The organism is Mesorhizobium sp. M2E.F.Ca.ET.209.01.1.1, assembly GCF_004010375.2.
Classification (GTDB): Bacteria; Pseudomonadota; Alphaproteobacteria; order Rhizobiales; family Rhizobiaceae; genus Mesorhizobium.
In genome coordinates this window covers 1-11,799 of the sequence record NZ_SADP02000027.1, presented here as the reverse complement: position 1 = coordinate 11,799, position 11,799 = coordinate 1, and the positions used below count along the sequence as shown (strand labels likewise).

Below are 11,799 nucleotides of genomic sequence, written 5' to 3'. Positions count from 1 at the left end.
GAAATCCGGCCACGTCCGGATCAATCGTTGGGACAGGCCAAACCGGGAGATCTCCATGCCGCAGAACGATCGCGACGCAGTCAAATTCGCCTATTGGGTGCCGAACGTCTCGGGTGGCCTTGTCATTTCGAACATCGAGCAGAGGACCAACCACTCGGCCGAGTACAACCGCAAGCTGGCGCAGATCGCCGAGCAGGCGGGCTTCGATTATGCGCTGAGCCAGATCCGCTTCACGGCTGGTTACGGCGCCGACGAACAGCATGAGTCGGTATCGTTCAGCCACGACCTGCTCGCCGCCACCAAGACGCTGAAGGTGATCGCGGCGATCCTGCCGGGGCCGTGGAACCCGGCGCTGGCGGCGAAGCAGCTCGCCACCATCAGCTATCTGACCGGCGGCCGCGTCGCCATCAATCTCGTTTCTGGCTGGTTCCGCGGCGAATTCCACGCCATCGGCGAGCATTGGCTCGACCATGACGAGCGCTATCGCCGCTCGGAAGAATTCATCCGCGCGCTGCGCGGCATCTGGACCGAGGACAGCTTCACCTTCCGTGGCGACTTCTACCGCTTCAACCAGTATTCGCTGAAGCCGAAGCCGCTGAAGCCGTTGCCGGAGATCTTCCAGGGCGGCTCGTCGCGCGCCGCGCGCGACATGGCCTCGCGCGTTTCGGACTGGTACTTCACCAATGGCAACATGCCCGCCGAGATCGCCAAGCAGGTCGACGACATCCAGGCCAAAGCCAAGGCCAACAACCACTCGGTCAAGGTCGGCGTCAACGCTTTCGCCATCGTGCGCGAGACTGAGGAAGAGGCAAAGGCGGTGCTGGCCGAGATCATCGCCAAGGCAAATCCTGAGGCCGTCAATGCCTTCGGCCACGAGGTCAAGAACGCCGGCAAGGCTTCGCCGGAAGGCGAGGGCAATTGGGCGAAGTCGTCCTTCGACGATCTGGTGCAGTACAATGACGGTTTCCGCTCGAACCTGATCGGCACGCCGAAACAGGTAGCCGAGCGCATCGTCGACCTCAAGCGCGCCGGCGCCGATCTCATCCTGCTCGGCTTCCTGCACTTCCAGGAAGAGGTCGAGTATTTCGGCAAGCATGTCATCCCGCTCGTGCGCGAGCTGGAAAACGCGGAAGCCGCGGCGGCGCTCGCCGCCGAATAACAACGCCAGCCGCCGGCCGGAGATCCTCCGGCCAGCCGACGATGATGAACCGCGCGCCGGTCGGGCGCGCGGCCGGGACCGTGCGTGCCTTCTACAGTTGGGGAACGATGGAATGCCGATATCCAACCATGCTTTCGGGGCGATCGAGGCTTCGGTCTATGCGCCGGAGGTCTTCGCGCAAGGGCTGCCGGCCGCTCAGCGGCAGGCTCACGGCGACAGGCCTCGACAGCCTGCGGCGGAAGATGCCGCGCCGCTTCTTGCCCTTGAGGGCATAGGGCTGTCTTTCGGTGGCGTGGTGGCGCTGGCGGATGTCGATCTGTCGGTTCGACCGGGTGAAATACGCGCCATCATCGGCCCGAACGGCGCCGGCAAGAGCTCGCTGATCAATGTCATCAGCGGCGTCTACCGGCCTGATCGCGGCCACGTCCGGCTCGATGGCGCACGCTATGTCCAGGTTCCGACGCAACGGCTGGCGCGTCTGGGCGTCGCCCGTACCTTTCAGAATCTCGCTCTGTTCAAGGGGCTCAGCGTCCTCGACAATGTCGCATCCGGCCTTGCCTACAGGACAAGATCCAACTTCGCCGGACAGATACTCGGCATAGGCCGCACCCGCCGCGAGCAGCAGGAGCAGCGCGGGCGCGCCGACCAGGTTCTCGAATTCCTGCACTTGACCGACGTCCGCGACCGGCTGGCCGGCACGCTACCCTATGGCCTGCAGAAGCGCGCCGAGCTTGCCCGGGCGCTGGTCGCCGAACCGCGGCTGCTTTTGCTCGACGAGCCCATGGCCGGCATGACGGCGGGCGAGAAGAGCGAGATGGCGGCCTATGTGCGCGCGGCGCGCGACCGCTTCGCCACCACCGTCGTGCTGATCGAGCACGATGTCGGCGTCGTCATGGGCCTGTCGGACCGCATCGCGGTGCTCGACTACGGGCGCAAGATCGCCGACGGCACGCCGGACGAGGTTAGGAACGACCAGCGCGTCATCGACGCCTATCTCGGCGTCGCCTCCGACAATGAAGAGGGGGCAGACATATGATCGGCGACTTCGACTACCAGTTCTTCCTCGAAGTGCTGACCGGCGGCCTGCTGTCGGGTGTCATGTACTCGCTGGTCGCGATCGGCTTCGTGCTGATCTACAAGACCTCCGGCGTGCTCAATTTCGCGCAAGGCGCACTGCTTCTGTTTGCGGCGCTGACCTTCGTCAGCCTGGTCGAGCGCGGCGTCCCGTTCGCGCTGGCCTTGGCCGTCACCTTCGCCATCATGGTGGCGCTCGGCATCGGCATCGAGCGCACGGTGCTGAGGCCGTTGACCAACAAGCCGCCGATCACGCTGTTCATGGCTACGCTCGGCCTCTCCTATATCATTGAGGGCGCCGCCCAGCTCATCTGGGGCACGCAAGTCCACGGCCTCGAGCTCGGCATCGAGGACGTGCCGCTGGAAGTCGGCGGTGTGCTGATCAGCCAGTTCGACATCTTTGCCGCCGCGGTGGCTGCGGCCATGGTGCTGCTCTTGTCGCTGTTCTTCCGCTACACCCGCATCGGCTTGAGCTTCCGCGCCGTGGCCGACGATCAGTTCGCCGCTTTAGCCGTCGGGCTCAGGCTGCCGCTGATCTGGGCGAGCGTGTGGGCCGCGGCCGGCCTCGTCGCGCTGGTGGCCGGACTGCTCTGGGGCGCGCGTCTCGGCGTCCAGTTCTCGCTCTCGCTGGTGGTGCTCAAGGCGCTGCCGGTGCTGGTGCTGGGCGGCTTCGATTCCATCCTCGGCGCGATCGTCGGCGGGCTTCTGATCGGCGCCAGCGAGAAGCTCGCCGAGGTCTATATCGGCGACTATTTCGGCGGCGGCATCGAAAGCTGGTTCGCCTATGTCGTGGCGCTCGTCTTCCTGCTCATCCGCCCATCAGGCCTGTTCGGCCAGAAGCTTGTCGAAAGGGTCTGACGATGAGCGCCATCGCCACGCAACTGTCTCCGGCCGCCGCGCTGCCGAAATGGCTGGCGCCGCTGCTCCTCATCGCCTTCGCCTATGTCGTCATCCCGCTGATCGGCAACTCCTACCTGTTCGAGGCGATCCTCCTGCCTTTCCTGGCGCTCAGCCTGGCGGGCGTGGGGCTGAACATCCTCACCGGCTATGCCGGCCAGGTGTCGCTCGGCAGCGCCGCCTTCATGGCGGCCGGCGCTTTCGCCGCCTATAATTTCAACCTGCGTATCGAAGGCCTGCCGCTCGTCGCCAGCATCATCCTTTCCGGCCTCGTGGCTGCCGCGATCGGCATCGTCTTCGGCCTGCCCAGCCTGCGGCTGAAAGGCTTCTACCTGGCGGTCTCGACACTTGCCGCGCAGTTCTTCGTGCAATGGGCGCTAACCAAGTTCAGCTGGTTCTCCAACGACTCGGCGTCAGGCGTCATCGACGCGCCGAAGCTTTCCATCGCCGGCTTCGAGTTTGACGGCGCGGTCGGTCGTTATCTCTTCGCGCTTACAGTCGTCGTCGTCCTCACCTTCCTCGCCCATCGGCTGGTCACCTCGCAGACAGGACGCAACTTCATCGCCATCCGCGACAACGACACGGCGGCGCGCATCATCGGCATTCCGGTGCTGAAGACGAAGCTGCTCGCCTTCGCCATCTCGTCCTTCATCATCGGCGTCGCCGGCGTCATCTGGGCGTTCGCCTATCTCAGGACCGTCGAGCCGGCGGGCTTCGACCTCGACCGCTCGTTCCAGATCCTGTTCATCATCATCATCGGCGGGCTCGCCTCGATACGCGGGGCTTTCCTGGGTGCAGCGCTTATCGTCGTCTTCCCGCTGGTGCTGTCGCGCCTCGGCGGCTTCCTGCTCGGCGACCTCTTCGATTCCGGCGTGCTCGACATGAGCCAGCGCATCGTGCTCGGCGCGCTCATCATCCTCTTTCTGATCCTGGAACCGGACGGGCTGGTCGCCCTCTGGGACAGGGTCCGGAGACGGCTCTCGCTCGCCTGGCAATCGAGCTGAGACCGGTTGGCAGCCCTGCGCTCCAACACTGCAAGCATTCAGAGAATGAACCAGGCCAAACCAAGGCCCATACTGGAGAACCTCGAACCATGACCTTCCTCAGCACAGTCAAGGCGATTGCCATCTCGGCGGCGCTGGCCGTGTCGGTGGCCTTGCCGGCCGCCCATGCCGACGAGCAATATTTCCCGCTGCAGAGCTATCGCGTCGGGCCCTATGCGGCCGGCGGCACCGGCTTCTTCGGCGGCTTCATCGACTATCTCAACCTGATCAACATCCGCGACGGCGGCGTCAACGGCGTCAAGCTGACATGGGACGAGTGCGAGACCCAGTATGAGGTCGAGCGCGGCGTCGAATGCTACGAGCGTCAGAAAAGCCATGCCGGCGCTGCCGCCTGGAATCCGCTCTCGGTCGGCATCGCCTACGCCATGATCGACCGCATCACCGCCGACAAGGTGCCGCTGATCACGGTCAATCACGGCCGCACCGACTCCACCGACGGGCGGGTCTTCCCTTATGTCTTCCCGCTGCTGCTCAACCCCTACAGCGAGACCTCCGGCATCGTGAACTACATCGCCGCCAAGGAAGGCGGCATCGACAAGCTGAAGGGCAAGAAGATCGTCGTGCTCTATCACGGCTCGCCCTATGGCAAGGAGACGATCCCGATCTACGAGCTCCTGGCGCAGAAATACGGCTTCACCGTGCAGCAGATCGAGGTACCGCACCCCGGCAACGAGCAGCAGTCGCAATGGCTGACGATCCGCCGCGCCAAGCCGGACTTCGTCGTGTTGCGCGGCTGGGGCGTGATGAACCCGGTGGCGCTGAAGACGGCGGTGAAGGTCGGCTATCCGGTCGACCACATCATCGGCAATGTCTGGTCGAATTCGGAAGAAGACGTCATCCCGGCCGGCGACGCCGCCAAGGGCTACACCGCGATCACCACGCAGGCTTCGGGCAACACCTATCCGGTTGTGCAGGAGATCGTGAAGACCGTCTACGGCGCCGGCAAGGGCAACCTCGAGGACAAGTCGCGCATCGGCTCGGTCTATCATAATCTCGGCATCGTCAACGGCATCCTCAATGTCGAGGCGATCCGCATCGCGCAGGAGAAGTTCGGCCATCGCACCCTGACCGGCGACGAGGTCCGCTGGGGCTTCGAGCACCTCAAGCTCGACCCGGCCAAGGTCGAGGCGCTCGGCGCCAAGGACCTGTTCCACTCCATCAATGTCAGCTGGGACAACCATGAAGGCGAAGGCTACGTGACCTTCCAGCAGTGGGACGGCAAGAAGTGGAACGTCGTCTCCGACTGGATCGCCCCCGACTGGGCGTTGCTCAGGCCGATCATCGAAAAGTCGGCCGAGGCCTATGCGGCCGAGAAGGGCATCAAGCCGCGCACCGCAGCCGATGCCGAAGCGGTGGCCGCCACCAACTGATCCAACGGACCGGGCGCCGGACTATACTGCGACGCCCGGTCATCCACTTCGCACACATCAGGGAAGCGCGCGATGCCGGGCAATGACGTCATCCTCGCCGTGGACAATATCCACGCCACCTACAATCACGCCATCACGGCGTTGCACGGCGTCAGCTTCGAGATCAGGCAAGGCGAGATGCTGGCGCTGCTCGGCGCCAACGGCGCCGGCAAGACCACCACGCTGAAAGCTGTCTCCAACCTGCTGCCAGCCGAGCGTGGCCAGGTCAATGCGGGCACTATCCGCTACGATGGCGGGGACGTCTCACGGCGGCAGCCGGGCGACCTGGTGCGCGCCGGGCTCGTCCAGGTGCTGGAAGGCCGCCACTGCTTCAAGAGCCTCAGCGTCGAGGAGAACCTGGTTTCCGGTGGCATCGGCCGCAGCGGCAGCCGCGCCGAGATCAATCGGGATCTGGAACGGGTCTATGCCTATTTCCCCCGCCTGCGGGAAAAGCGGCGGACCCTGTCGGGCCTGACCTCGGGCGGCGAACAGCAGATGACGGCGATCGGCCGGGCGCTGATGTCGCGACCGCGCCTGCTCGTCCTCGACGAACCGTCGATGGGGCTCGCCCCGCTCATCGTCCAGGACATCTTCCAGACGCTTAGGAAGCTGAACCGGGAGGCCGGCCTGTCGATCCTGGTCGCCGAGCAGAATTCGGCCGTCGCGCTTGGCTATGCCGATCATGCCACGGTGCTCGAGAACGGGGTCTCGGTTCTCTCCGGCGCCGCCGCCAGCCTGCGCCAGCGCGAGGATGTGCGCGCCTTCTATCTCGGACAACAGCCTTCGCCCGCCCAACCAACACATCTCCACGCCGTCGTGTGAACCGAAATCCCAAGGAGCCATGAAATGACTGTGTCAAACGTCAAGACCGACAAAGCAGCGACCGCCGTTCCACCGGTGCCGCGTCCGACTACCGCCGCGCATATCATCAAGGACGACGCCGAAGCGATCGCGGTCGCGCATCGCCTTGCGGCCGAGTTTGTCAAGGATTCCTCCAAGCGCGATCGCGAGCGGATCTGGCCGGTGGCCGAGCTCGACCAGTTCTCGCAGAGCGGCCTGTGGTCGATCAATGTGCCGAAGGCGTTCGGCGGACCGGAAGTGTCCTACGCGACTTTGGCCAAGGTGATCGAGATCATCTCGGCGGCCGATTCCTCGATCGGCCAGATCGCGCAGAACCATCTCGGCGTCGTTGCGGCCATCCGCACCGTCTCCGACAAGGACCAGCAGGCGCTGCTCTTTGCCGAAGTGCTGAAGGGGACGCGGTTCGGCAACGCCTTTTCCGAATTCGGCTCCAAGCGCGCGGCCGATTTCGAAACCAAGTTCACCGATGCCGGCGACCATGTCATCGTCAACGGCCAGAAATTCTATTCCTCTGGCGCGCTGCTTGCCCATCTGGTGCCGATCGTTGCGCTCGACGACGAGGGCCGGGCCTGGTACGCGATCGCCGATCGCGGCGCGCCCGGCCTGACCGTGATCGACGACTGGTCGAGCTTCGGCCAGCGCACGACGCTGTCGGGCACCGTGATCATCGACAACGTCAAGGTGCCGAAGACGCATCTGGTGCCAGGTTACAAGGGTTACGACAAGCCGACCGCAGACGGCGCCATCTTCCAGATCATCCAGGTGGCGGTGGACACCGGCATAGCACAGGCGGCGATCGACGAAACGGTCAACTTCGTCAGGACCAGGAGCCGCGCCTGGATCGACAGCGGCGTCGACAATGCCTGGGACGATCCCTACACGATCCAGGCGGTCGGCGACCTGACGCTTCGCCTGCATGCTGCCCAGGCGTTGCTCGAAAAGGCCGGCCATGCCATCGACCGCGCAGTCGCCGAGCCGACCGCCGAGACGGTGGCGCATGCGCAGATCGTCACCGCGGAAGCGAAGATCCTGTCGACCGAGATCGCGATCGCGGCGACCAACAAGCTGTTCGAACTGGCGGGCACGCGCTCGACGCTCGCCGAGCACAATCTCGACCGTCACTGGCGCAATGCGCGCACCCACACGCTGCACGATCCGGTGCGCTGGAAATATTCGATCCTCGGCAAGTATTTCCTCAACGGCGAGAAGCCGCCGCTGCACGCCTGGAGCTGATCGCGCGTCCCGCCGAGGCCGGTCGGCCTCGGCCAAGCTTTCGCCCAGCGGCGGCCGGCAGGGCCGCCCAAATGTCAATCCGGAGCACCCTGGAGGTCCGTTCCATGTCCAGCCCAGCAATCGTCGGCTTTTCCGGCAACATCACCCGCCCGTCGAAGACGCGCAGCTTCGTCGATCTCGTCGTCCAGGACGTCGCCACGCGCCATGGCCTGACGGGGCACACCTATGACATCGACGATGTCGGCCCGTCGCTGGGCGCAGCCAAATGGTCGCGCGATCTCGATGAGCAGGGGCAGGCGATCCTGGCGCAGGTCATCGCCGCCGACGTGCTCGTGGTCGGCTCGCCGACCTACAAGGGCAGCTATACCGGGCTGTTCAAGCATTTCTTCGATCTGATCGATCCGCCGGCGCTGAGGGGCAAGCCGGTGCTGCTGACCGCGACCGGAGGCGGTGGGCGACATGCCCTGGTCGTGGAGCACCAGCTGCGGCCGCTGTTCGGCTTCTTCGAAGCCTTCACGCTGCCGACGGCTGTCTATGCCACCGACAAGGATTTTACCGATGGTGTGCTCCGGTCCGACCTAATCCTGAAGCGGGCGGCGCAGGCCGTCGATGGGATCGCCGTTCTGCTCGCCGATAAATCGGGTGTCAGAGTGGCCGCCGAATAGTCATACGGCGGTGCCCCAGCGGCAAATCCGCAAATAGTTTGCTTTCTAATCGGCGGTCTGCATCGCAGCGGACGCCGGCCCGCGGTCATTGGCAAGTCCGCCGGAACCGCAATCGCCTGGCGCCGTCAATTCGAGTTCAACGACAAGGGAAGGGCTGCTGCTTCGGTTTCGGCGAAGCAAAGGACAGAAAAAGACTTCTTTTGGCGACCCGGCCCGGATGCTCTCTTGCGGGACCTAGAACAAGGCCCGCCTGGGAGGGCGACGCATAACAAGAGAGCGGCTGCCGAAACGACAGCCTGGCATACGCCATTCGAATGGGCCGATGCCAGCAACAGCCATGGGGAACCACGACAATGAAGACATTCCGCAATTGCCTGCTGACCGCGGTCGGCGCGGGCCTGCTCGGCCTGGGGCTTGCCGCTCCCGCTGACGCGGGCGCCATCCGCCTCGGCATGACCACTTGGGTCGGCTACGGGCCGCTCTTTCTTGCCCGCGACCTCGGTTACTTCAAGGAGGCCGGCGTTGATGTCGATCTGAAAGTGATCGAAGAATCGGCGCTCTATATGGCGGCGGTCGCCGGCGGCGATCTCGATGGCGCGGCATCCACAGTCGACGAACTGATGAAGTACCGCTCCGACGACCTCTGCTTCAAATATGTCGTGGCGCTTGACGACAGCCATGGCGGCGACGGCGTCGTCACGCAGGCCGACGTCAAGTCGCTCAAGGATCTGAAGGGCCAGCCCGTCGCCCTGAATGAGGGCTCCGTTTCCGAATTCTGGTTCAACGTGCTCCTGAAAAAGGAAGGCATGACAGAGGACGATGTCAGCGTCACCAACATGACCGCCGACGACGCCGCGACGGCCTTCATCGCCGGCCAGGTTCCCGCCGCCGTGACCTGGGAGCCGCACCTCACCGAAGTCCGCAAGGGCGGCAAAGGCAAGGTGCTGATCGACTCCACGACGACGCCTGGCCTGATCGTCGACGTGATCGCGCTCAAATGCGACCTGATCGAGAAGCATCCAGAGGATGTGAAGGCTTTGATCAAGGGCTATTACAAGGCGGTCGAATACATCAAGACCAATCCGGAAAAGGCCTATGAGATCATGGCCAAGGGCATTGGCGGCTATCTCGAGAAGCCCGAGGATTTCGCGGCCGGCGCCCAGGGCGTGCGCTACTACGACCGCGCCCGCAACCTGGAATTCTTCGGCACTCCGGAAAAGAGCGAAGCGGCCGACCTGGTGAACTTCGCCCAGGATGTCTGGGGCAAGGCCGGCAAGCTCAAGATGACGATCGACTCGAAAACCATCCTCGATACCGATTTCATCAGGGAACAGTGAGCTTCGGGATTGCCGGGGTTGGTTCATCCGGGCCGACCCCGTTTCTCCAAGCCAGGTTTTCGCGTTTAGATTCTACGGAGGCCATCTTATGGCACAGAGGCGAACGGCGTGGACGCGCCTGACGACCCCATTCGCCAACATTCCCGCCAGCACCGCAACCGCGCTCGCATTGGCAATGTGGATAGCCGTGATCGGCGGATGGGCTCTTTTGTCCTACGGCCGCGTCGTGCCGAACATGTTCCTGCCGACGCCCGGAACCGTGCTGCAGACGGCCTATCGCATGTCGCTGGACGGCAGTCTTTTCTACCACACTTTCACCAGTGCCAAGGTGGTAATCCTGGGCTTCATCGTATCCTCGGCGATCGCGGTGCCGCTGGGGCTGTGGATGGGCACCTACCGGGCAGTGCAGGCGCCGCTTGAGCCGCTGGTCAACTTCATCCGATACCTGCCGGTGACTTCCTTCGTGCCGCTGTTCATCCTGTGGATCGGCATCGGTATCGAGCAGCGCATCGCAGTCATCTTCTTCGGCACCTTCTTCCAGCAGCTGGTGATGATCTCCGACTGCGCGCGCAGCGTATCGAGGGACCTTGTCAACGCCTCCTACACACTGGGCACAAAGCGCAGCGAGGCGGTGTGGCACGTCATTTTCCCCGCAGCGCTTCCGGCGATCCTCGACACGCTTCGCGTCACCATGGGCTGGGCCTGGACCTATCTGGTCGTGGCGGAACTCGTCGCGGCGTCGAGCGGGCTCGGCTATATCAGCCTCAAGGCGATGCGCGGCTTCCAGGTCGACGTGATCTTCATGGCGATCGCCGCGATCGGGCTTCTGGGCCTCATCACCGACACGGCATTCCGCATTCTGCGGGCAAGGGTCGCGCCATGGGCAGCCTGACTATGAACGCCTCCTCGCAAACCGCAGCCGGATCAAGGGTAGTGATGACCGAAACCATCAAGGCGAACAATTTGGACGGCGCGGCCCATGCAGCCGTCGATCAGCGTTCGGCCGTCACCACCATGGCCATCGAGGATGTGACATTGCGCTATGGCGATGCCAATGGCGTGCTGGCGCTGGACGATGTGTCGCTCAAGGTAGCCAAGAACGAATTCTGCGTCATCGTCGGCCCCTCGGGATGCGGCAAATCCAGCCTGCTCTATCTTGCCGCCGGCCTCAACGACGCGACCTCCGGCAGCATCAAGGTCGACGGCAGGGAAGTGATCGAACCCGGTCCCGACCGGGGCATGGTGTTCCAGAGCTATACCTTGTTTCCCTGGCTTACGGTGCGCGCCAACATCGAATATGGACCGAAACGCAAGGGCCTGCCGGCGGAGCAGCGCAAGCAGATCGTCGATCAGTATCTCAATGAGGTCGGCCTCGCGCCCTTCGCGGACCACTATCCCGCGCAGCTTTCCGGCGGCATGAAGCAGCGCGTTGCGATCGCGCGGGCGCTCGCCAACGACCCGGCCGTGCTGCTGATGGACGAGCCGTTCGGCGCGCTCGACAGCCAGACGCGCGGCACCATGCAGAAGCTGTTGCTGCGCGTGTGGGAGCGGCAGCAGAAGACGGTGCTTTTCGTCACTCACGACATCGACGAGGCGCTGGTGCTGGGCGATCGCGTCCTGGTGATGACGGCGCGGCCCGGCAAGATCAAGGCCGAGATCAAGGTCGACATCCCGCGGCCGCGTTCGATGGACGTGATCCTCGAGCCCGACTTCATCGCGCTCAAGCGCCGCATCCTCGGCCTCCTGCACGACGAGATCGACGAGGATCACTAAACAGCCTCTCGACATAGGGTTCCTGAAAAGGTTGCAGGCTTGTAGGCGGCACGATTTTCATCGTCTATTTTCGTGAAATCAGCGCAGATGCTAGGGGTTGGCCGAAGCCTCTCAGCTTCGTCAATCTAGGGCGGAGCAAGGAGCGAAGCGACGCGCGCAGACCATAGAATCCTGTGTGTTGGTTTCGGTGTATGGTTGAAGTGGGAAGGAGACCGAGTGGATCCTGGTCGTCCTTTCGGACAGGCCGTGGCATGGCCCGGTCCCTTCCCACCGGTGAACCATCAACCTGAACAGTTGCACGGGGCTGTTCGAAGCAGACCCCGCACC

11 protein-coding genes are annotated in these 11,799 nt (G+C 63.9%); all 11 read left to right on the top strand.

The features are described 5' to 3' along the window. The first annotated feature begins 55 nt into the window (after window positions 1-55). The 11 genes from sfnG to EN852_RS30955 all read left to right on the top strand — a co-directional run bounded on the left by sfnG (window position 56) and on the right by EN852_RS30955 (window position 11,472). A complete protein-coding gene (gene sfnG, locus EN852_RS31005; RefSeq protein WP_127879751.1) occupies window positions 56-1,159 on the top strand; it encodes a dimethylsulfone monooxygenase SfnG in 1,104 nt (367 codons plus the stop codon). A gap of 112 nt (window positions 1,160-1,271) precedes the next feature. After that, window positions 1,272-2,195, top strand: a complete 924-nt coding sequence (locus EN852_RS31000; protein ID WP_127879749.1) for an ABC transporter ATP-binding protein — start codon at window positions 1,272-1,274, stop codon at window positions 2,193-2,195. Beyond that, window positions 2,195-3,091, top strand: coding sequence for a branched-chain amino acid ABC transporter permease (locus tag EN852_RS30995; protein ID WP_189401074.1), 897 nt, complete (start codon window positions 2,195-2,197; stop codon window positions 3,089-3,091). The genes EN852_RS31000 and EN852_RS30995 overlap by 1 nt, the downstream gene beginning before the upstream one ends. Window positions 3,092-3,093: 2 nt before the next feature. After that, window positions 3,094-4,134: a branched-chain amino acid ABC transporter permease gene (locus EN852_RS30990; RefSeq protein ID WP_127879747.1), complete on the top strand. Its 1,041-nt coding sequence runs from the start codon at window positions 3,094-3,096 to the stop codon at window positions 4,132-4,134. A gap of 89 nt (window positions 4,135-4,223) precedes the next feature. Then, window positions 4,224-5,564 carry an ABC transporter substrate-binding protein gene (locus tag EN852_RS30985; protein WP_112126904.1) on the top strand — a complete coding sequence of 447 codons (1,341 nt, stop codon included), beginning with the start codon at window positions 4,224-4,226 and terminating at the stop codon, window positions 5,562-5,564. 72 nt (window positions 5,565-5,636) lie between these two features. Next, window positions 5,637-6,425: an ABC transporter ATP-binding protein gene (locus tag EN852_RS30980; RefSeq protein ID WP_127879745.1), complete on the top strand. Its 789-nt coding sequence runs from the start codon at window positions 5,637-5,639 to the stop codon at window positions 6,423-6,425. 24 nt (window positions 6,426-6,449) lie between these two features. After that, the gene (locus tag EN852_RS30975) at window positions 6,450-7,697 is read left to right on the top strand and encodes an SfnB family sulfur acquisition oxidoreductase (protein ID WP_127879743.1); all 1,248 of its coding nucleotides are present in this window, start codon (window positions 6,450-6,452) and stop codon (window positions 7,695-7,697) included. 104 nt (window positions 7,698-7,801) lie between these two features. After that, a complete protein-coding gene (gene msuE, locus EN852_RS30970) occupies window positions 7,802-8,362 on the top strand; it encodes an FMN reductase (RefSeq protein WP_127879741.1) in 561 nt (186 codons plus the stop codon). A 353-nt stretch (window positions 8,363-8,715) separates the two neighbouring features. Then, window positions 8,716-9,699, top strand: a complete 984-nt coding sequence (locus EN852_RS30965; RefSeq protein ID WP_127879739.1) for an ABC transporter substrate-binding protein — start codon at window positions 8,716-8,718, stop codon at window positions 9,697-9,699. An 88-nt stretch (window positions 9,700-9,787) separates the two neighbouring features. Then, the gene (locus EN852_RS30960; protein ID WP_127879737.1) at window positions 9,788-10,591 is read left to right on the top strand and encodes an ABC transporter permease; all 804 of its coding nucleotides are present in this window, start codon (window positions 9,788-9,790) and stop codon (window positions 10,589-10,591) included. Window positions 10,592-10,713: 122 nt separating this feature from the next. Continuing rightward, on the top strand, window positions 10,714-11,472 hold the full coding sequence (locus EN852_RS30955; RefSeq protein WP_210238271.1) for an ABC transporter ATP-binding protein: 759 nt from the start codon (window positions 10,714-10,716) through the stop codon (window positions 11,470-11,472). Window positions 11,473-11,799: the final 327 nt, after the last annotated feature.